We start from the raw sequence: 22,965 nt of genomic DNA, 5'->3' as shown, positions 1-22,965 counted from the left end.
GCTCATCGCTAAGGAAAAGCGGATTCACATGCCTAACAACCTTTCAATTCGCGCTTATACAAGCCAAATACGCAGTCATTATCATGAGTTCCACCAGCTGGTGTTGCCATTACATGGCGCGATTGATATTAAGGTTGGTGATTACACAGGTAAAGTTAGCATTGGTGATTGTGTGATAATTAAAGCTGGGCAACAACATGACTTTCGGGCAGATGATGCAGCCCGTTTTATTGTCGTTGATATGGAAAGTTATCCAGATAACATTACCGAATCAGGTATTGAAAAATTCTCGATAAATCCTCCCCTGCTTGCTTATATACAGTTCATCGATAAGCAGCTGGCACATCAAGTAAATAAACAGCTTGAATCGACTGCGTTTGAATTGTTCTATCAGCTCCTTGCTCAACAAACATGTCATGAACGTATCGACCCTCGAATTGCTGAGGTTATCCACTTCATAAAACAAGACATCAGTGTGCTATTTAGCATCGAGCAGTTAGCTAAAATTGCGTGTTTAAGCACAAGCCAATACAAAAAATTATTCAAGACAAATATGGGCATGACCACCCACAAATACATCACCCAACTGCGGATGGAAAAGGCTTCAGCACTGCTCGCTCATACCGACTTACCTATTCGTATTGTCGCAGAACAAGTTGGCTACCAAGACCTATCAGCATTTAGTCGGCGCTTTTCGAGATATTTTGGTCAATCGCCTAAAGCGTTTAGCTACTAACTCATCAGCGATGACAGTTTATCTATCCCATCCCATAGCAATACAACAGTAGCGTATTAGCCAATAAAAACGTCCTTTCAGCAAACATGCTAATTTATGAACACCTTATAATTCGGTCATTAAAATTACTTAAGGATCATAAATTATGGCTACATTATACGGGTTTATCGCAATCGGATTATGGGGGACTTTAGCGCTGTTAGGGACAATAACAGCGAATATTCCTGCATTTCAATTACTCTCACTTTGTTTTTCCATCTCCGCTATCATTATCATCATCAAGCGAATAGCGATTAAAAAAACCGTCTTTACCAAACCATCGTTAACCCTAACTCAGTGGCTGCTTGGCATAATTGGACTGTTTGGGTTCCACTTCTGTTATTTCATGGCGCTTAAATTTGCTCCCGTTATCGAAGTCAGTTTAATTGTGTATCTATGGCCATTATTACTAGCAACACTCGTCGCCAACAAACAAAGTCGGTTAAGAGCACTTATCGGGGGTAGCTTAGGCTTTATCGGCATCGCCTTCATTATTGTTGGTAATGGTGAGCTAACGTTAAATCACGACTATCGGATTGGTTATTTTCTGGCTGCTATTTGCGCTGTTATTTGGGGCAGCTATTCATGGTTCTTATCTACATCAAACAACGACGTTGAAGACATCGCTTGGTTATCTGCAGCCGTTGCAATATTAGCATTAATCGCGCATTGGCAATTTGAAACCAGTAATTGGAGTTTTAGCCTATCGGAATGGGGCGGGATATTATTACTCGGATTAGGGCCTGTCGGGGGCGCTTTTTACTTATGGGACATAGCCCTAAAAAAAGGTAATCAGCAATTGCTAGCATCATTAAGTTTTAGTACACCACTCATTTCATCTGTCATTTTGGCCATTGCAGGTCTTAATGCTTGGTCTACTAACATTATCATTGCACTCGCGTTAATATTATCTGGTGCGATTATTGCCAATATGAAGAAAAAATTAGCGTTTGGTGATAACCCTATATAAGAAAACATCACCCTTCAAGTTGATAAACGCATTAATATCTTTTTTCAGTAAAATATTAATGCGTGATTTAGTATCAGTACAGCTCACAGTCAATGAGTGACGATTCTTCATCACTCGTTAACTGGTCAACTTAAGATCCAGAGCATGTCACAGCAGTCCAGAACCAAGATGTTGCGGCTGGTACTTCCCAAATACCAGGGCTATTTTTAGCTTGGTAACACAAGCCTTGATACGAGTATACTTCACCGTTAGATGCTTTAGTCGAACCAGCAACAAATGGTGTTTCACTAACAACCTCATCTGCAACACATTTACCGTCGACAAGCGAAGAACCGTCCTCACAAACGATTGGGTCTACAACACACTCACCGTTTACAACAGAAGAACCATCTTCACAAACTAAGCCTTTAGCGTTACCGATGATGGTGATTGTTTTCTGAGATAAAACGCCTTCGTTATCTGTAGCTTTGAATATAACAGTGTTGCTACCAACCCTTACCACAAAGCTGCCAGAGTAAGTTGTAGCATCTTGTGTCACAGTTTTAGTTACACCATTAACAGTGACTTCAACAGCTGCAATTGATTTATCATCAGTAATTAATGCAGAGAATTGAGCTGTATCACCTTCAGTATGAACCACTGAACCAGATGGAGATACAATACTAATGCTCGGAGCTTCATTCGTGATGATGTTACCAGACCAATCTGTTTGGCCTTGTGGGTTATTTACAGCTTGGTTCATTGCGTTCAAGATATCGCCGTTACCATCACCATCGATTTCCCATGAGAAGATACCACCAAGACCTAGGCTCTTAAGGTATTCACCTTTAGCAAGTACTGAACGAGGCGTATCATATGTCAACAATGTACGACTCACTTCATCCCAAACAAATGATGCTTTAGCTATTTCATCCCAACCTATGATTGCATTTGGGTTTGACTCGAGGAATTTAAGGACACCACGATAATCCATGATGCCAGCTTCCCAAGCCCAAGCCGCTTCGTTTACGTCTGTACCATCGCCACCAAGACTACCGTTAAATGGACTACCGTCAGAAGAATCGATGTGTGAACCAATAGCGCCGATTGGATTACCATTTTCAGCTACAACATCTTGCCACCCACGAGCATACATTGCAGCACCAACAACTAATTTCTTAGCTGGCACTCCTTGCGCAAGTAAAAGTTTAGTTGCGTTATCTAATGTATATTCAGGTTTCCCAGCAAACTCGCCAGTACCATTACATTTATCAGCTGAAATGTGAGCACCACAATAAATACCTGCTTGGTGACCCGTATTTGGACCCCATGCACCATAGAAGTCGTAAGACATCATGAAGATATTATCCATGTACTGTGAAGCAACACCATAATCAACATCTTCGATCTTGTCGTAACCAGTACCGATTGCAGATGTAAGTTCATATTTACGACCATATTCCGCTTCAAGCTCATCCAACATTGCACGTAATTCTTGCATTAATGCGATGTAAGCCGGGCCGTCTTTTTCTGGATCTCCTAAGCTTGCATTTGCACCGTCACCACCTGGGAATTCCCAATCAATATCGATACCATCGTAGAATTTCCACGTTTTTAAGAATTCTTTTGTAGAGGCGACAAATACATCACGGTTTGCTTTTTCAGTGAAACCGAAGAATGGGTCAGATAATGTCCAACCACCAATAGATGGAAGAATTTTAATGTGTGGATTCGCTTTTTTAAGCGCCATTAAGCCACCGTAAGTACCTTTACCTATTTCTAATGAACCTACTTTTTTACCGTCTAAACGTGTTGCAGGTTGACCGTAAGAAGAGTTCAGTGCCGCCCATGTGTCATGAACAACAACAGAGTAATCAGGCAGGCCTGCGCACATTTTTTTTAATAACTGGTGACCCGATGGATTTGGATCTAATAAAGATTTGTTATCACCTGTGCCACCACAAATTGGAATGAAACCGTAAATTATGTGCGTCAGGTTATTAACAGGGATATCGTTAACGTTGTATTTACGACCGTACACCCCCCATTCAACGAAGTAAGTACCGACAATATTCTCTTTTTGTTGTGCGTAAGGCGTGTTAGCCGGATCAGTCGTCATTGGCAGGTCCGTTTTTAAATGTGAACCGTCTGTGTCCGAGATTAATAGTTCAGTCGTTGCGCTTTCGCTACAACCATCGCCGTTACATAAACGCACAACCATGTCTTTTAAACCACCTTCAGTGAAAGATAAAACAGTACTTTTCCCTGTACCTGAACCAGACATCATTATTTCACCGTTAACTTCTACCTCCCATCTTGTCGCTTGTTCACCAGACCAAACATCCCAAGAAACAGGTACTTCAACAACGTCAACACGTGTATACATGTCTTTATAGCTAACGATTGCATCAGTATTAATTGTTACAAAACCTAGTTTTGAATAATCGGCCCACGCGATTGAGGGTGCTTGAGGTGCTGCCGCAAGTACAGGTGCACTAATTGCCGCTACCATCGCTAACTTAAGGGTACTTTTTAAAAAAATTGATTTCACAAGAACTCCATGTAATAAATTAGAAAGTCGAAAATAGGCGTAATTACATACAACATGTATTGACGGATATTCAAACAGTAATCATGCCAGTCAAGATCAAACCTCTCCAGAGGCTTATATAAAAACTATTCTCAATTGTTAATTTGCGCAACGAAAAAAGAACATGAAAACAACAAAGTTAGAGTTCTATCAAACAATACGGTCAGACCAGTAAATTTTTAATTATTGAAACAGTGAGATCATGGGTTATGTTAATCCCAAATACCCACCCATACAAAAACACAACCTTACACCTTAAAAACAACAACTTAAAAACATTTACCACCATCACTAATAGCAAGTAAACCAAAACAAGAAGCGATGAGACAACTTTTCTGTTATTTCATCGTACTCAAATTCACGCCTGTCATCGAGGTCAATCTAGTTGTTTTTTCATGGCCATTATTAACTATACGCGTCGATAATAAGCAAAATTGATTAAGGCACGAGTCTAAGCGAATTGCAGAGTCGTTTTCAGACTGCTAAACTACGCGGTTAAATAACTTCGTATAATCCCAATAATATGGTTTGGGAGTTTCTACCAAGATCCTTAAACTCTTGATTATGAAGTCTGTAACTTTAAAACCTAAAAAAACATATAAAGGTAGAGACTCATGAATTACTTTGACTTACCGAAGATTGACCTACATTGCCACCTAGACGGCAGTGTTCGCCCAGAAACAATCATTGCGCTTGCAGCTGAACAAAACATTACCTTACCAAGTAACGACATTGAAGAAATCAGAACTTTAATGATCGCACCTGAAACATGTACAGATCTTGGTGAATATCTACAGCGTTTTGACCTGCCATTATCAGTAATGCAAACAGCGGAAGGTATTGAGCGCATCTCTTTTGAAGTCTTTGAAGATGCTGCAAAAGAAAATGTGAAATACCTAGAAGTACGTTTCGGCCCAATGCTACACCTTGAACAAGGTCTAACCCTTGAACAAGTATTTGATAGTGTTGTTGCAGGAATGAAGCGTGCAGAGGCAATGTACGACATCAAAGGTAACTACATTTTATCTATCTTACGTCACATGCCAAAAGACAGAATCAAAGAAGTACTGGATACGGCAGCTAAATACTTAAACGACGGTATTGTTGCATTCGATTTAGCAGGTGGTGAAGCACCAGGCTTCTGTGCTGAGTTTGTTCCTTATGCAGAATATGCAATTAAGAAAGGTTACCGTGTAACCATCCATGCTGGTGAGCAAGGTGTGGGTCAAAACGTATTTGATGCAGTGTCATTATTAGGCGCAGAACGTGTTGGTCATGGTATTCATATTACCGGCCATGAAGATGCATACGACCTTGTTAAAACACAAAAAATTGCATTAGAAACCTGCCCAAGCAGTAATGTACAAACGAAAGCGGTTGACAACTTAGCAAGCCACCCAGTTAAAGCTTTCTATCAAGACGGTATTCAAATCACTATCAATACCGATAACCGTACTGTGTCAAATACAACAATGACAGATGAAGTACGTAAAGTAATGGAAGAGTTTAACTTAAGCCGTGAAGACTACTTCAAGATTTACAAGATCAGCATTGAACATGCGTTCACATCTGATTCTGTAAAACAGCATTTATCGACGTTTGTTGAATAAGGTAGCTTTCATACCATTAAACTATCATTAGTTACTAACAAGGCGGGGAGCAAACCCGCCTTTTTAATATCGACGATTCACAACCCATATATGAAAATTAACACTCAATAACATGCCCTGCATCTAGTGCTGCATTCAGTAAATGTTTTCCGACAAATAAATCCTGCACTGCAATACCTGAACTATCAAAAATAGTAATATCCGTATTATTGACACGCCCTTGTGCATATCCAGATAATACCTCACCAATCATGGTTAATTTGTTTGTAACCACCTCTTTATTACCGTGCTGAAATTCACCAATCACTACCGACTGTAACGTAAAATCACAATATAAATCAGCTTCATCAAACAAGCTTGGTGGTAACTCTTGCTTACCCTTCGTATCGACCCCCATTGCCGAGATATGCGTGCCCGCTTTCACCCATTCAGCAGAAAATAGTGCTTCACGCGCAGTCGTCGCAGTAATGATAATATCCGCTGCACGACATGCTTCTTCAGCCACTGAAACTTGAGCATAGATGCCGACACCCGCTAGTTTCTCAACCATAGCCTGTGCTTTATTATGATTACGGCCAACCACCTGTACACTGTGGATATCACGTACTCGACAAACGGAAACGCATTCATAAAACGCCTGATGACCAGTGCCAAAAATAGCGACACAACTCGCGTCTTCACGCGCTAATACCGATACGGCAACCGCATCTGCTGCCGCCGTGCGGTAAGCATTAACTGTACTGCCTTCAATCACGGCATCCAAACGCCCAGAGTCTTGATCTAATAAAAAGATAGTCGATGCATGACAAGGAATATTCTTGGCGGTATTACCCGGCCAATAACTCCCAGCCTTCCAACCCACGAGTTCTGCTGTATTTGCTGATTTAAGTGAAAAAATAGTATTTTCAGCATACCCTTCTGCAATCACAACAGGAAATAATTTGGCTTGCTCACTCGCAGCAATGAACGCAGCGGATACCGCATTAAACGCTAGGTCATGACTAATTAATTGACTCGACAATACTTCACTTATGTATTTCATATTCTTTTATCTTCCTTATATGATTAGTATTACTACCAACCCTGAATTCGAGCCCAGTAATCAAGTTCAACCTGCTCTGGGTCTGCTACGTAATAACCCGCATGCATGGCTGCGGTGGCGCAAGCATGATTGGGCAAAATGCGTAACTGCGTGCCAACCACTATATCGGATAGCTTTTCGCCATCAATATCGCGACCAGCCGCAGCAATAATGCCATGTTCTTGATTGGCGCCGATGACTTGTAAACCGGGTATAATATTGCCATCGCTATCGCAAACTAATCCATAACCACAATCCTGTCGTTGCGACTGCGTACCTCGGTCTTGTGACAATGACATCCAACCCGCATCAATAAATAACCAGTCTTTCTCTTCGTTATGACCTATCACAGTGGTGACAACAGATAACGCGATATCACTTGGCTTACAAATGCCAATGCCAGCCATGACTAAATCAAAAAAGGTATACACGCCCGCTCTTACTTCTGTCACACCATCCAAGTTCTCGGCAAAATGTGCAGTCGGTGTCGAACCAACACTCACCACAGAGCAAGGCAATCCACTTTCAATTAGCTGAGTGGCAGCAATAACGGCTGCATGGCGCTCACCTTCAGCCGCTGCGACCAACGCCTCTTTATTAATACAGTCATAGGACTCTCCCGCATGTGTTAGTACACCTAGTAGCTCTGCGCCACCTTGATGAAGGATCCTTGCGATCTCGACCAAGCGTGTATCATCAGGCTGAATACCACCTCGATGACCATCGCAATCAATTTCCAATAGCGTCGGGATCTTGATATTTTGCGTCTGACAAAATTCAGCGACCGCTTTGGCTTGCACTGCGCTATCAAGCAAAATGCTAATATTGATTCCTTTATTAAGTAGCGCTTGAATACGCGGTAATTTTTGCGGAGCGATACCAACGGCATAGAGTAGATTGGTATAACCCGCATCTGCAAATGCTTCCGCTTCTTTAACAGTCGAGACAGTGGCTGGCGAATCAAAACCCTCTAGTACATGTTTGGCACCTGCAATGGATTTAACGGTTTTTAAATGCGGTCTTAATACCACATGATGCGGGGCTAACTTCGCTCTTAAGAAAGCCACGTTGGTATCAAATTTGACTTTATCGACCAACAAAAAAGGCGTGTCTATCTTTGCTAAGCTTGCTGTTATTAACGTAGACTTTCCAATTGACATCGTTTTTATAATTGACACAGTAATCGCTCCTTATACTCACTTTATTCAGTTACCTGCTTGGTAATACACATATTGTGATATATCGAGAATTAGAATAATATTAACGATTACTAACTATCATATTAGGCTTTAACTTAATGCTTACCAGCGAAGACTTGCGTTTTTTTTATGCTATCTCAACTCAACCCTCTTTAACTGCGGCGGCACGTAAGCTTAATGTGACGCCACCGACAGTGACTCAACGCCTGCAAGCAATTGAAGCTAAAGTGAGCGTAAAACTAGTACAACGCCAAGCGCGTGGCATAAGCCTGACCGAAGAAGGTTATTTACTGCAAAATAAAGCCCGATTCATTCTCGCAGAAATGGACCAACTACAAACATTAATGGCCAGTAAAAAGAATCTAATCAATGGCACACTCAAAATATTAGCCCCTTTAGGATTTGGTAATGATTACATTGCCCCCTTGGTTGGTGAGTTTCAGCAACAACATACAAACCTCACCGTCGAATTAGAACTCTCGGACAAGCCAAGTTGGGCAGAAAGCCATAAATGGGACATTATCATCTATATTGGTGAATTAAGGGATTCAACATTAAAGCTCGCGACACTTGCCCATAACCAACGCTTTCTGTGTGCCTCTCCGGATTATTTAAAGCGCCATGGTTCACCAGAGTCACCGCGAGAATTAAAAAACCATACCTGTATTGCGTTACGAGAAAACAGTGAAGATGTGACGTTATGGCGTTTCACCCATATTAATAGCGAAGAACAGGAATCGATACGTATTACACCAACCTTTACCAGTAATGAAGGCCGTGTTGTAAAAAATTGGGCGATAGCAGGTCATGGGATCATCATACGATCCGAATGGGATATACAACCTGAATTAAATAATGGTGCATTAGTACGGTTACTACCAGACTACAGCTTACCGAGTGCTGATATTGTGGCCTTGTTAGGGACTGACGCGCGCGCCCGTTCAGCCAGAACATCACATTTCTTACAGCTATTAAAAGCACGTTTTGCACAACAGCCTTGGTTACAAAAATAATCATTTGAAATCTCGATAACAACATAAAAGAAGTACATCATGGAAATCGTATTTTTAGGTACATCGGCAGGTACACCAACCAAAACCCGTAATGTATCGGGCTTGGCTATTCATCGGGTTAATTCAAAACAATGGTGCTTAGTTGATTGTGGCGAAGGAACTCAACATCAATTACTGCATACCAAATTGTCTTTAACACAATTACAGGCAATCTTTATAACTCACATCCATGGTGATCATTGTTATGGTCTACCTGGACTATTAGCCAGTGCCGCAATGCAAGGCAGGACAGACCCACTTTGGATTGTAGGGCCATCAGAAATTAAAACCTTCATCGAGTTGATGCAAACTGCTGTGCACCTCAATTTAAACTATGAATTAAAGTATAAGTGTATTGATGAGCCAAATAATACACTCGACGACCTAGCCATTGAATTTGATGTTGAGACGACTGAACTCTCTCACCGCTTGCCTTCTTGTGCCTATAGCTTCAGTGAAAATAGACTAAGTAATAAGCTCGATGTTAAGAAGTTAGAACAAGACAAAGTCACGCGCGGCAAGCTTTGGGGCGATTTGCAACAAGGGTTAGATGTGCAACTCGATGATGGTCGCATTATATGCGCACAAGACTATTTATTACCGATTCAAGAGCCTCGAAAAATTATCATCTCAGGTGATAATGATGACCCATCACTGCTCACTCAAGCAGCCAAGACCGCAAACGTATTAGTGCACGAAGCAACATATACTCAAGACATTGCCATCAAAGTAGGTAAAGGACCACAGCACAGTTACGCAAAACTCGTCGCGCAGTTTGCCAGTGATATGGAACTGGATAATTTAGTGTTAACCCACTTTAGTCCGCGCTATCAAGACGCAATAAACAGCAGCCCTTCTATCTTCGATATAGAGAACGAAGCACGTACTGTTTATAACAAAAATCTATTCTTAGCCAAAGACCTTGATCGTTATACCCTAAACAACCAAGGCGTCCTAACAAAAAGCACTAGCTAAGATTGCTGGCAAAGAGTAACTTCAGGCTCTTGCTCTCTTTGTTTTATGTCGTGCCATACCAACGGCGCGACAATAACAAACAGCACAATATTAGATAAAGGCAAAGCTAACCAGATCCCATCAACTCCTAACCATTGCGGCAAGAAATACAGAAATGGTAATTGAATTAGCATATTACCTACCGATATCGCCAAAGCTTTACCGCCCTTACCGATCGCCATAAAATACACCGATGCCAACACAATAATGCCATCTAAAAACATCGCGAATAAATGTAAATGAATACCATTTTTTGCTTCTGCAATCAGTTCTGCGCTCTCACTGGTGAATAAACATATCATTAAGTTCGGCATAACATTTAAAATCACGATAAAGCCAATGCCTGCAATAACCGTTACTTTTATCGACATTAGTAGCATTTTCTTGATATTTTCAAACTGCTGAGCACCAAAGTAATAACTCACTGGTGGTTGCATGCCTTCCGCAATGCCCTCTGCCACCAAGTAATAAAGTGTCATGATGTAACCGACAATAGCAAACGCTCCCACAGTCACAGGCGTACCATATTGCATGAATAAACGGTTATGTAGTGCAAACACAAAACTGGTATACAAATACATCACTAATGATGAAGCACCTAAGCTAATAATCATACTCATCATACGTGGGTTAACTTTAATCAAGCTGCTATCTAATTTTAAACTTGAGTGCTTGGAAATAAAGTAAATAATGCCAATGATAGCCACTAGGAACTGAGCAATGATGGTCGCTAGTGCAGCGCCTTCAAGTTGCCATTGCCACAAGCCAATAAACACATAATCGAGCACTATGTTTAACAGCGCGCCAAAGATCATTAATGCAGTCGCCACATTTGGACTTTCATCGTTACGCACTAACATAGGGATAGCCGCAGCCATGATAGTGGCTATAGTCCCGTAGGCAAAGATATTCACATAACCAAAACCTAGGGTAAAAATAACGCCTTCACCACCTTGCGCTCGCAGCAAATCAGCACCCCATAAGAACAAACCAGCCGCGGAAATAATCGCTAATACAACCATCAAGAAAAAGCTGGCATTCAACGCTTTCTGAGCTGACGTTTGATCTTGTTCACCACGATTCATCGAAATTAAAGTGCCACCGCCCATACCAATCATGATGCCCAGTCCAGACACCACGAAGGTGATCGGCCACGCCATATTAATCGCAGCAAGTCCTTCTACACCCACATAGTGGCCGACAAAAATACCATCGATAATTTGATAAAGTCCACTCACCAACATCGCGGCAATAGATGGGATCGCATAACGCCAAAAAGAACGTTTAATCTCCGCATCCGATGCTAGCTCAGTCTTGTTTTGATCTAATGATCTTGGTTGTAACGGCGATGCACTCACAAAAACCTCTATTTAATATTGAATACGTTTATTTTTATGCATTATGCTTGTTTTTGATATTGATGAAAGTTAGCATCCATCCGATTTTCGGATAGTTAGATCCATTTATGCCAACCCCCCAGTCACTCAAATAAAGTGAGAAAACAAGATGAATTGGACAGTTGATCAATTAGAAGCATTTGTAACCGCTGTAAAACTCGGTTCATTTTCAGCCGCAGCTCGCCATTTAGGTAAAGCACAATCGAGAATCAGTACTGCGATAGCCAATTTAGAAACCGATCTTGATATAACCTTATTTGATCGCAGTGCTCGATTACCGATACTGACACTGGCAGGTGAAGATATGTATGCAGAAGCAGAAGCGGTTCTACAACAATGCCAACGCCTACAGTCTCGTGCATTAACCGTTTCGGGTGGTGAAGAAATTTGTTTAACGATAGCCATGGATGAAGCGGCTCCGATTATGATTTTTCAGCATTTATTTGAAGATATCGCTAAGCAATTCCCCCTATTAAAAATCAACATAATCAGTGGTTCTCAAGCTGACATTCCTAAATGGGTCGATGAGAAAAAAGCCGACCTTGGCATCTTATTCCACTTAAAGGCACTATTAGACTCACTCGAGTTCATGTCTATCGGTAAATTTACCCAAACTTTGATTGTGGCTCCCGAACACCCTTTAGCTAAAATCCCTGAGCCAAAAATAGAACAATTGAATCAATTTAGGGAATTAGTCATCCGTGACCGCATGGGGATTACGCAAGCCAAAGCCACCTCACCGAATCATTGGCATATAGACAGTTATTACTACATAACGGAATTAGTAATTCGTGGCATAGGTTGGGCATTAGTACCTGAACATGTCGCCAATATACACTGGTATAAAGACGCATTAATTGAATTATCCACTAAGCATATTACCGATCCATTGCTCATTGAAATGGGCATTGTAAAACGTCGAGATCAAGCATATGGTCCCGTTATAAACTGGATATATCAAGCGCTAGATAAAGGTGTTACAAAATAGTTAAAGTATTACTTTTTGGTTATTTTTACGTAAAAAGTCTATAATTATTCAATTAAATTTTTTTTAAAAATCTAAAAAAACTATAGAATACCTGCGTTTTAGTGCAAAAAAATAACATAATCTAGATTTTTATATCATTTTTATTGATTTATCGCAGTTTATTTGTCAGATTAATAAGCACGTAACATATCAGTGACATTTACTGATAGTGAATGGAATCAATTTTTCAGACTGGGTGGGAATCATCGAGTTATAAGGGTCTGGTAATGTCTTTATTAGAAGTAAAAAATCTTCGCATCGAATATCCATCTCGACATGGTGTGCACGCAGCAGTGAAATCATTGTCTTTTTCAATCGAACGCGGTGAAATTGTTGGTGTAGTTGGCGAATCTGGTGCAGGTAAATCAACTGTGGGTAATGCCATTATTGATCTATTAAGCCCTCCAGGTGTGATCGCTAGCGGTGAAGTTTATCTTGAAGGTGAAAAAATATCGGGTTTAACGCCTGAAGAAATGCGGTCAGTACGTGGCTCAAAAATTGGTTTCATCTTCCAAGATCCAATGACATCGCTAAATCCACTTTTTACTATCGAACGTCAAATTACAGAAACGATTCTAGCCAATCTGGACGTAAGCAAAGAAGAAGCTTTCTCTCGCGCTCTAACCTTAATGGAACAAGTCGGTATTCCAGAGCCTGAATTACGTATTAAACAATATCCGCATCAATTTTCTGGTGGTATGAGACAACGCGTAGTTATCGCTATCGCATTATCATGTGAACCAGATTTAATCATTGCTGATGAACCTACAACCGCGCTTGATGTATCTATTCAAGATCAAATACTGACGTTGATCCGTGAATTGTGTATCAAGAAAAACGTAGGCTGTATGCTCGTTACGCATGACATGGGTGTGGTATCAAATGTAACAGATAAAATTGCCGTGATGTACCGTGGTGATCTTGTTGAATTCGGTCCAACCAAGCAAGTACTTAGCGATCCTTCGCATGAGTATACTCGTAGCCTTATTTCTGCGGTACCTCGCTCTGATATCAAGTTAGATCGTTTTCCGTTGGTAAGCTATATCGAAGAAGCCGAAGAAATGAAGCAAATCGATATTAAAAATCATTGGTTAGGTCAAAGTGAAGATCAACGAGAATACACGGGTCCACTACTGACAGTGAATGATGTAAGTCTTCGCTTTGTGACTAAAGATTCATTTTTTGAAAGTAAACGTGAATATGTACAAGCCTCAAACAAAGTAAGCTTCAACATCAATGAAGGTGAAACCTTTGGTCTTGTGGGTGAGTCAGGTTCGGGTAAATCAACGATTGCACGTGTAATTGCGGGTCTTTATGCACCTAATGAAGGTAACATCACGTTTGAAGGCATTGATTTAACCGCGTTAAAATCTGAAAAAGAACGTCGCCCTATTCGTCGTCAAATGCAAATGGTATTCCAAAACCCATATACATCGATGAATCCTAGAATGAAAATTTTTGATATCATTTCAGAACCAATTCGTTTCCACAAATTGGCATCATCTGAAACTGAAGTTCGTCAAATCGTACATGATCTACTGGATCACGTAGGACTAGGTAGAATGGCAGGGGTTAAATACCCACACGAATTCTCTGGCGGTCAGCGCCAACGTATTTCAATTGCTCGTGCACTGGCGACACGTCCACGTTTATTAATTTGTGATGAACCAACATCAGCACTTGATGTATCAGTACAAGCGCAAATTCTAAACCTATTAAAAGATTTACAAGACGAACTTAATCTAACTATGTTGTTCATTAGCCATGATTTACCGGTTATTCGTCAAGTAAGTGACCGTGTTGGCGTAATGCAAAAAGGAAAGCTACTTGAAGTAGCGCCTACAGAAGAACTATTTACCAATCCACAGCATGAATACAGTCAGCATCTGGTTTCGTTAATGCCTGAATTTAAAGGCTTACGTGACAAACTGGCAAGCTAAATTCTATTAATTAAACGAAAAAACAACCGTTACATAATAAAAAAAACAAACACAACACATCGGGAGTCACGTCCCAGCATGAAGGAGTTATGCAAATGAAAACCTTAAAGACCAAACTAGCCATTGCCCTAATGGCCGCTGGCCTAAGCGTTAGTGCTGCAGCAGCAGATATTACTGTTGCGTATGATGCAGATCCTGTATCGCTTGACCCGCATGAGCAACTATCTGGTGGTACACTACAGATGTCGCACATGCTGTTTGATCCTCTGGTTCGTTTTACCAAAGATTTCGATTTTGAAGGCCGTATAGCTGAAAAATGGGAACGTGTAAATGATACGACTTTCCGTTTTCACCTACGTAAAGGCGTTAAATTCCACTCAGGTAACCAACTAACTGCTGATGACGTTGTATGGACATTTAATCGTTTAAAGCAGCAATCAGTTGACTTTAAAGCTATTTTTTCTCCATACGAAAAAATGACGAAGATTGATGACTACACGGTAGAAATCGTCTCTTCAGAACCGTATCCACTTGTACTACAGACAGCAACTTATATCTTCCCAATGGATAAAAAGTTCTATTCTGGTAAAGAAAACGGTAAAGAAAAATCTGAAATCGTTAAACACGGTAGCTCTTATGCGTCAACACACGTATCTGGCACAGGTCCTTTCACTGTCACTTCTCGTGAGCAAGGTGTAAAAGTTGTATTCGAGCGTTTTGACGGTTACTGGGATAAGAAATCTCCAGGTAACGTTGACAAGTTAACGCTTGTGCCAATTAAAGAAGACGCGACACGTGTTGCAGCACTTCTTTCTGGCGACGTTGATATGATTTACCCTGTGTCACCAAATGATCAACGACGAGTGAAAAGCGCGAAGGATATCGATCTAGTAACCGTATCAGGTACGCGTATCATCACATTCCAAATGAACCAAAACAGCAACCCAGCGCTTAAAGATGTGCGCGTACGTCAAGCTATCGTACATGCAATCAATAACGACGCGATTGTGAAGAAGATCATGAAAGGCTTCGGCACTACAGCTGGCCAACAAGGTCCAGCCGGTTATTCTGGCTATGACGCTGACCTAGTGCCACGTTATGACTTGAAAAAAGCTAAACAGTTAATGAAAGATGCGGGTTATGAAAATGGCTTCAAACTTTCAATGATGGCGCCAAATAACCGTTATGTTAACGATGCTAAGATCGCACAAGCAACTGCGTCAATGCTATCTAAAATCGGTATTAAAGTTGATCTAAAAACAATGCCAAAAGCACAATACTGGCCTGAATTTGATCTTTGCTCAGCTGACATGATGATGGTTGGTTGGCATTCAGATACTGAAGATTCTGCGAACTTCTCTGAATTTTTAACAATGACACGTAATAAAGAAACTGGTCGTGGTGCTTATAACTGTGGCTACTACTCAAACGCTGAAGTTGATAAGTTAGTAAACAGTGCAAACGCTGAAACAGATACAGCAAAACGTGGCGTTATGCTACAACGTGTTGAAAATATCTTGTATGACGAAGCGGCTTTTGTGCCACTACATTGGCAAGATCTAGCTTGGGGTGCAAAATCAACTCTACAAGTTGCTCCGATTGTAAACGCACTAAACTTCCCGTACTTCGGTGACCTAGTCGTTAAATAACTAAGTACACCTTTACTATGCGGTGTTTTTATCAAGTAATAGCGATAAAAACACCGATTATTTTTACAAAAATATAGCTATAGCAGTTATAAATTCAATATTACTTTGGGGGACAAGGAATGTTTACATTTCTGATCAAACGCCTGTTTCAGGCCTTGGTAGTAATGTTCGTGATCAGTTTGGTAGCATTTTCCATTCAAGATAATCTAGGCGATCCATTACGCGAATTAGTTGGTCAATCTGTTTCAGATGATGAACGACAAGCACTACGTGATGAACTAGGTCTTAACGATCCGTACATAACTAAATATAGTCGCTTTCTTGTTAACGCATTACAAGGTGATTTAGGTACCTCGTATTTCTTTAAAAGACCTGCAGCAGAAGTTATCTTCGACAAACTTCAAGCAACACTAGAGCTTGTATTTGGCGCAGCCGTTATTATCGTATTCGTGTCAATTCCTTTAGGTGTCTACTCTGCGATTCATCCCAAAAGTGCACTGACAAAAATAATCATGGCAGTCAGTAGTATCGGCATTTCAGTACCGGTATTCTTAACTGCAATCATGCTGATGTATATCTTTTCCATCGAACTAGGTTGGTTACCGTCTTATGGACGTGGTGAGACTGTCAACGTCATGGGTTGGGAAACAGGTTTCCTTACTATGGATGGTTTCTTACACCTTATTTTACCAAGCATCTCACTGGCTTCTATCATGCTGCCACTTTTCATCCGCTTGGTTCGTTCAGAAATGCTCGAAGCGTTAAGCTCTGAATACATCAAATTTGCAAAAGCAAAAGGCTTAGCATTAAACAAGATTTACTACGTACACGCCCTTAAAAATACTATGTTACCTGTTATCACTGTTGGTGGTGTACAGATCGGTACTATGATTGCCTACACAATTTTGACCGAAACAGTATTCCAGTGGCCAGGTACAGGTTTCCTATTCCTAGAAGCGATTAACCGTGTTGATACACCATTAATTACTGCTTATGTGATCTTTGTAGGTTTAATCTTTGTGGTAACAAATACCCTTGTTGACCTGTTATACGGGTTCGTTAACCCAACAGTGAACATTACAGGTAAAGGATAATTAGTATGAACACAGTGACTTCTTCTCATGTTCCTACTCGTTGGGAACGCTTTAAAAACTCAGACCTTATCTATTATTTCTTAAGAGATAAGGTGGCAATGTTCAGCTTTGCGATCTTCTTAACATTCTTGATCACAGCGTTAGCTGCGCCATTAATTTCACCAACAGACCCGTATGATATTACCAGTATCGATATCATGGATTCTGAGCTACCACCTTCTTGGTTAGAAGACGGTGACGAACGCTTCCTGTTAGGTACCGATGACCAAGGTCGTGATATTTTATCAACCATGCTTTATGGTTCACGTTTATCACTAACTATTGGTTTCTTAGCCGTTGCGGTCCAGTTAGTCTTGGGTATTGTGATTGGTCTGTCTGCAGGTTACTTCGGTGGCCGTGTTGATAGCTTCCTGATGCGCTTTGCTGACGTACAATTGTCATTCTCAACGATGATGGTGGCGATCATTGTTTCGGCTATCTTTAAAGCCAGCTTTGGTGCTGAGTTCTTTAGCCAATATGCCGTCGTCATGCTCGTGGTGATCATTGGTGTGGCTGAATGGCCTCAGTATGCACGTACTATTCGAGCATCGGTATTGGCCGAGAAGCAAAAAGAATACGTTGAAGCAGCGCAAGTGATGGGCTTAAAATCAATGCGCATTATGTTTAGACACATTCTGCCAAACTGCTTGTCCCCTATCCTAGTGATTTCAACAGTTCAGATTGCCAATGCCATTATGTCAGAAGCAGCACTGTCATTCCTAGGCTTAGGTTTACCGGTTGACCAACCTTCATTAGGTGCGTTAATCAGTACAGGCTTTAAGTATATCTTCTCTGGCGCTTGGTGGATAACAGCCTTCCCAGGTGTATTACTGGTAACACTTGTACTTGTAATCAACCTACTTGGTGACTGGTTACGTGATGCATTTAACCCGAAGATTTATAAAGGTTAAGCAAATAAGCGTCATTGTTTATATGTAAGTAAATAATAGTAATAAAAAGCACTGTTCGTGAATACGTTCAGTGCTTTTTTTATATAATGAAAACAACATTCCACAGTATTGCGAACGGTTATTCTTATCTTTCTGTCAGGACAAAGTCGCGTTAGATAACTTCCTAAAGAAAAAATTTGGCTAGTAGCGTGACGGCGTCACGCTACTAGCCAATACATGTTTTTGATGGGTATATGTTCGCTAGATTTCACGTAGCGAACATATGCTTTACGAAACATCTTAGATAAACAGGGCTGCTTAGCTGCCCTTATACTAAATCAAACGGCCTTTTTAGTTTTATCATTAATAAGTTCGACCTCCTGATTGATGGCTATTTTCTTAGGCTTAATCGCTTCTGGTATCTCTTTAACCAGATTTATCGTTAATAACCCATGATTAAGACTCGCACTGGTTACTTCTACATTTTCGGTAAGATTAAACTTACGTTTAAACATCCGATTAGCAATACCTTGATAAAGGAATTTGTGTTTATCTTTATCATTATCGTCTGTGTATCCTTTATCTCCAGAAACAGTAAGGACACCTTTTGCTACATTAATATCTAGTTCATGCTCAGAAAATCCTGCGACAGCTATAGTAATTGAATATTTATCTTCGCCGTGAATTTCAATGTTATAAGGTGGATAATTTGGTACTTTGTTATCGTCACCTAATAGACTACTAAATAAAGGAGCAAATCTGTCAAAGCCAATAGTGCTGCGATAAATCGGAGTTAAATCGATAGTATTCATAATATATCCTCCAAAGAAGCAATATAAAATAAACCAGGGTGTTGAAAGAGAGACTTTCAGTGAAACATTATTCCTTTCAATGAAACGCTCTTCTTAGGAATTATTTTATATAATAAACCGATCTTTTTTCAAATATTTATTTATAGAATTTTTTTATAAGTAAATAATCATATGGAATATCTCATTAGGATGTTTGATGGTCGGCAACTACGCGCCTGAAATAATGATTGGAGGGAGGTTAGCTCGCTAGATTTCACGTAGCGAACCATTTTATCTGTGCTTAATCTTAAACGAGCGTCATGCGCAGTGGAACGGAAGTAGAGAATGAAGTGCTCTAAACCATATTTGGACAGAAACGGCTTAGAGCTAATGCTTCAATAAGGACGTTTCGCATTACTGAAAGTAAAACGACTTTACATCAACGCCGCCCTTACCGGAGATCATTTTTTCTGGGCCTTGTTAAGCACTTTACTGACCCATTATTTTGAGAGCAATGTATGGTGCAATTGCGAATATGAGAGTGAAAGTTTGATAATTTGCTAAGTACTTGAAATAGATTTTCGGCAGTTCTTCTTCGGGGACACTGAATAGTTTGCTGTGTAGACCTGTGACGAATGGTTTCATTATAATCAGCACAAAAGCAGCGAAAAGCAGCATCCCAATATTTAGTATTGATACCCACCCGAGAAGCTCTGTTAATTGTGAAAGTGTGATCATAATTATATATCCTTATTTTTATTTAAGTACCAACGCCCGCATAATGGGCGGATTAGCTTGGTTATACTTAGCGAAGAATGAGCACCAACCAAGCGTGAGACCTCCATATTGATGCGTTTGTTATGTATTATTTTCGCTTATATAGGAGACCAAATGAACCTTTTGACCAAGAATCGGAAAAATAATCTCCAACTTTTAAAGATTCAAAGTTCCTTTTACCTTTCCTGCTTTCCTACTTTCCTACTTTCCTACTTTCCTACTTTCCTACTTTCCTACTTTCCTACTTTAATCGGGGACTTTAAAAAGGTAAACATAAAAACAAATCGCTCCTATTGGAAAGATAACTATTTAAAAGCCCAAACATATATTCATTAAGAATAGTCTCGAACATAAATGTTGGAGCGACTCCTACTAAGATATATACAAGGAAAGCCAATCCCCATACTTTTTAGGTCATACTCCACACTTCATCCTTAATGTATAACACTCTGTTAATGGGCAAAATATAGACGAAGGAGCAAAGGCCGACTGTACGTAGTCCTTACTAAACAGACTATTACGTGCCGACATTACGCTTTAAACCGAAAAATGCATAGAGCGATATTATACTAGCCAGATCTGGGCAATGCGAAGTAGCGGTGAAATAATAAATAAGGCTTCTAATATCAATTAGAAGCCTTATTTTCGTAAGTAAATTCGTAGGTCTATAACTTATATCTTAGGTCATAGCCTACTCGTATAATTTAAAACAATGTGTAATTACGCTTGAGCTGGTGTCATACCTTCAGCTTGTTTACTCTTCTCAAGCATCTTACGAATAACAAATGATGCCAGGAATGCGACAAATACCATCACAACTGCTAAACCTGTTAATAGGCTAAAGTAGCCACCGTAAACTGTTTGCACCACTTCTTGCGTGATCTCTTGACCCTTCTCCATCGCAATTGAAGTAGAGAATACAGCGCCAACAATTCCACTCATGGCAATTGCCACAGAGAAAAGGCTTACCGAGAAGTTTTCAATGTGTTTCGGTGCGACAGACAAAATAAATGCTACAACCATACTACCTACAATGACTTCAGCAAATGCCTGGAAGAAGTGAATAGCCATGAATACTTCAGGACGAATAATCACATCTTCTCCAACATTCAGTACAGCCATGGTAAGGATACCAAACGCAATCGCAGTTAGAATGAATGAGAAACCAACCTTCGTTGCGGTCGTGAAGTTAATATTACGTTTCTCAAGCGCCGAGAATACGTACGCAATCACTGGACCGCCAACAATACACCAGAGTGGATTCATCGCCATTGCCGCTTCAGGTGCAATTGGAATGAAACCAAACAGATCACCACGCATGGTATTAATTGTTACCATCGTCATTGATGTCATCATTTGGCCGTAATAAACAAAGAACGCCGTTGTTAATGCAGTCATGATAAGAATAGTACCCATTTTCAAAGCATCAGCACGTTCAGCTTTAAGCATCAATGAGATGAAATAAAGGATCGCAGCGGCACCAATTGCATAAACAACGTTTTGGCCGATATCCATGTTCGAGAACATGAAAAATACTAAACCAATCATACCTAACGAAATCGCAATAAATGCAATCCAATTTTTTGTGCTTACCGGCGTTTGGTCAATCTCTGCGCCAACGGTTAATAATGGTTTGCGTGAAACAATTAAGATAACAAAAGCAACTGCGGCCATCGTTGCTGACAACATGAAACTGCCATTAAAACCAACCATAAGAACTAGCATTGGGAATAAATATTGTCCTAAAAATGCACCGATATTATTCACAGAGTAATTAACAGGGTAACCGTTTTCAAAGTCTTCTTGGCTTGAAAATGTACGTTTGTACAAACTTGGGTATGAAGGTGACATCAAGCCACGCGCATAACTTGCTAGCGCAATACCAACTAGGCTCAGTGGAACATTTCCTGCTGATGCACCTAAAACAAGTAAGGTATAACCAACAGCAAAGCCAAGATAAGCAATCGTTAATGAACGATAAGCACCCAAGAACTTATCCGCAATAAAGCCACCAGCAATCGCAAATAGCGGTCCGATAGAAGAAAAAGCACCAACAACCATCATGGTGTCAGCTTCGCTATACCCAAGGTCTTCTAAAAAGAAGCGGGTTAAAATAACCATTACGCCGTAAAAAGATAAGCCAAAGAGCATTTGGCAACACATCATAGATTTATTCAGTCGATTCCACATAACTTAATCTCTTTTATTATGGATAAGTAAAGAAAGGTAAACTCGACGAGATGTTAACACTTAAGGAGTATCTGGTTAGAGGTTAAGATCGCAAAAATAAACACAGGAATATTACTTTTGACTACTAGAACGCAGATGCACAGGTCGCATATAATGGAATAACATAATAATGCAGTTTAATATATTCACACAAATCGAATCAATACCATACAATAATATTGACTAACTAAGCGTAGAACTGAAGATCAATAAATGAACAAAAAACCACTAATCCGTTATAATTAAGACTTGCGGTATAAATAGGCAAACTATGACATCTCGATTAAAACCAGCACAGGGTTTTACCCTTATTGAACTTGCTATCACGATTATTATCGTGGCGACACTGGCTGTAATTGCGGTCCCAAAATTCTTGAATTTCCGTGAAGATTCAGAAATAAGCCGTGTTAAAGCCGTGGCAGCCGCTTACCAAGAAGCGGTTAGTTTTGTACAAATTCGCTACCAAATTTTAGGTTTAAGCTCGGATATGACAAATATACCAGGCTATGCCGATGGGACTATCGATGTAAACCCAAACGGTTTTCCATTGGGTATTAATAAAGGTAATCGCCAAGGCTTTATAAAAAATACTAAAAATATTGGGAAAGGTAATCAAGGTTGTGTTTCATTATGGAATATCTTGCTAGTAAATCCACCTTCAGTATCCCTAAATAAAAATGATGATACTGATTTTACCGCCTATCGCCATCGTGCTGATAACGGTAGTGGAAAAAGCCAGTGCAGCTATATTTTGAGAACGCTCGGAGATACGACGAATAATCCTGCGGATGCTAAAATCTTGATTAATTATGACTCAGAAACCGGACGCGTGGTTTCTGTTTTTAGGGATTAATTAAGATAG

The 22,965-nt window shown here is 40.2% G+C and carries 18 protein-coding genes and 1 riboswitch; of the genes, 11 read left to right on the top strand and 7 right to left on the bottom strand.

Annotation, left to right across the window (positions count from 1 at the left end):
• The first annotated feature begins 28 nt into the window (after positions 1-28).
• Both HWV02_RS07155 and HWV02_RS07150 read left to right on the top strand, forming a co-directional pair.
• Positions 29-736, top strand: a complete 708-nt coding sequence (locus HWV02_RS07155; protein ID WP_211690017.1) for an AraC family transcriptional regulator — start codon at positions 29-31, stop codon at positions 734-736.
• 145 nt (positions 737-881) lie between these two features.
• Positions 882-1,745 (top strand): DMT family transporter, encoded by an 864-nt coding sequence (locus tag HWV02_RS07150; protein WP_211690016.1) that lies wholly within the window; start codon positions 882-884, stop codon positions 1,743-1,745.
• Positions 1,746-1,875: 130 nt separating this feature from the next.
• Here the strand turns inward: HWV02_RS07150 and HWV02_RS07145 are convergent, their stop codons facing one another.
• Positions 1,876-4,275 carry a glycosyl hydrolase family 18 protein gene (locus tag HWV02_RS07145; protein ID WP_211690015.1) on the bottom strand — a complete coding sequence of 800 codons (2,400 nt, stop codon included), beginning with the start codon at positions 4,273-4,275 and terminating at the stop codon, positions 1,876-1,878.
• 524 nt (positions 4,276-4,799) lie between these two features.
• A riboswitch (purine riboswitch) is annotated at positions 4,800-4,899 on the top strand.
• A gap of 29 nt (positions 4,900-4,928) precedes the next feature.
• Here HWV02_RS07145 and add point away from each other — a divergent pair.
• On the top strand, positions 4,929-5,924 hold the full coding sequence (gene add, locus HWV02_RS07140) for an adenosine deaminase (RefSeq protein WP_211690014.1): 996 nt from the start codon (positions 4,929-4,931) through the stop codon (positions 5,922-5,924).
• A gap of 97 nt (positions 5,925-6,021) precedes the next feature.
• On the opposite strand, the gene HWV02_RS07135 is transcribed toward add, so the two are convergent.
• Both HWV02_RS07135 and HWV02_RS07130 read right to left on the bottom strand, forming a co-directional pair.
• Entirely contained in the window at positions 6,022-6,966 is a 945-nt protein-coding gene (locus HWV02_RS07135; RefSeq protein WP_211690013.1) for an ornithine cyclodeaminase family protein, read from the bottom strand.
• 32 nt (positions 6,967-6,998) lie between these two features.
• A complete protein-coding gene (locus HWV02_RS07130) occupies positions 6,999-8,165 on the bottom strand; it encodes a DSD1 family PLP-dependent enzyme (protein ID WP_211690539.1) in 1,167 nt (388 codons plus the stop codon).
• A 137-nt stretch (positions 8,166-8,302) separates the two neighbouring features.
• Here HWV02_RS07130 and HWV02_RS07125 point away from each other — a divergent pair, with 137 nt between their 5' ends.
• Positions 8,303-9,217 carry a LysR family transcriptional regulator gene (locus HWV02_RS07125; protein WP_211690012.1) on the top strand — a complete coding sequence of 305 codons (915 nt, stop codon included), beginning with the start codon at positions 8,303-8,305 and terminating at the stop codon, positions 9,215-9,217.
• A 39-nt stretch (positions 9,218-9,256) separates the two neighbouring features.
• Positions 9,257-10,231: a ribonuclease Z gene (locus HWV02_RS07120; protein ID WP_211690011.1), complete on the top strand. Its 975-nt coding sequence runs from the start codon at positions 9,257-9,259 to the stop codon at positions 10,229-10,231.
• On the opposite strand, the gene HWV02_RS07115 is transcribed toward HWV02_RS07120, so the two are convergent.
• Positions 10,228-11,628, bottom strand: coding sequence for an MATE family efflux transporter (locus tag HWV02_RS07115; RefSeq protein ID WP_211690010.1), 1,401 nt, complete (start codon positions 11,626-11,628; stop codon positions 10,228-10,230). The genes HWV02_RS07120 and HWV02_RS07115 overlap by 4 nt on opposite strands.
• A gap of 148 nt (positions 11,629-11,776) precedes the next feature.
• On the opposite strand from HWV02_RS07115, the gene HWV02_RS07110 reads away from it, so the two are divergent.
• From HWV02_RS07110 to HWV02_RS07090, 5 genes are all read left to right on the top strand, one after another.
• The gene (locus HWV02_RS07110; protein ID WP_211690009.1) at positions 11,777-12,655 is read left to right on the top strand and encodes a LysR family transcriptional regulator; all 879 of its coding nucleotides are present in this window, start codon (positions 11,777-11,779) and stop codon (positions 12,653-12,655) included.
• 266 nt (positions 12,656-12,921) lie between these two features.
• Complete coding sequence (locus HWV02_RS07105) at positions 12,922-14,634, top strand: ABC transporter ATP-binding protein (protein WP_211679085.1); 1,713 nt, start codon at positions 12,922-12,924, stop codon at positions 14,632-14,634.
• A gap of 95 nt (positions 14,635-14,729) precedes the next feature.
• A complete protein-coding gene (locus HWV02_RS07100; protein WP_211679084.1) occupies positions 14,730-16,283 on the top strand; it encodes an ABC transporter substrate-binding protein in 1,554 nt (517 codons plus the stop codon).
• Between the two features lie 119 nt (positions 16,284-16,402).
• A complete protein-coding gene (locus HWV02_RS07095; protein ID WP_211679083.1) occupies positions 16,403-17,377 on the top strand; it encodes an ABC transporter permease in 975 nt (324 codons plus the stop codon).
• A 5-nt stretch (positions 17,378-17,382) separates the two neighbouring features.
• Positions 17,383-18,327 (top strand): ABC transporter permease, encoded by a 945-nt coding sequence (locus tag HWV02_RS07090; protein WP_211679082.1) that lies wholly within the window; start codon positions 17,383-17,385, stop codon positions 18,325-18,327.
• Positions 18,328-18,644: 317 nt separating this feature from the next.
• Here HWV02_RS07090 and HWV02_RS07085 read toward each other — a convergent pair whose 3' ends face one another.
• The 3 genes from HWV02_RS07085 to HWV02_RS07080 form a co-directional block, all read right to left on the bottom strand.
• The gene (locus HWV02_RS07085) at positions 18,645-19,118 is read right to left on the bottom strand and encodes an Hsp20 family protein (RefSeq protein ID WP_045111052.1); all 474 of its coding nucleotides are present in this window, start codon (positions 19,116-19,118) and stop codon (positions 18,645-18,647) included.
• A gap of 468 nt (positions 19,119-19,586) precedes the next feature.
• A complete protein-coding gene (locus tag HWV02_RS22980; protein WP_370629430.1) occupies positions 19,587-19,775 on the bottom strand; it encodes a DUF6868 family protein in 189 nt (62 codons plus the stop codon).
• 819 nt (positions 19,776-20,594) lie between these two features.
• On the bottom strand, positions 20,595-22,064 hold the full coding sequence (locus HWV02_RS07080) for a peptide MFS transporter (protein ID WP_211690008.1): 1,470 nt from the start codon (positions 22,062-22,064) through the stop codon (positions 20,595-20,597).
• Positions 22,065-22,374: 310 nt separating this feature from the next.
• Here HWV02_RS07080 and HWV02_RS07075 point away from each other — a divergent pair, with 310 nt between their 5' ends.
• Complete coding sequence (locus tag HWV02_RS07075; RefSeq protein ID WP_211690007.1) at positions 22,375-22,956, top strand: Tfp pilus assembly protein FimT/FimU; 582 nt, start codon at positions 22,375-22,377, stop codon at positions 22,954-22,956.
• Positions 22,957-22,965 lie beyond the last annotated feature (9 nt).

Origin of the sequence: Moritella sp. 28, from assembly GCF_018219435.1 — a bacterium.
GTDB lineage: Bacteria > Pseudomonadota > Gammaproteobacteria > Enterobacterales > Moritellaceae > Moritella.
Note: the sequence above shows the minus strand (reverse complement) of the source record. Positions and strands in the feature narration are given on the sequence as shown.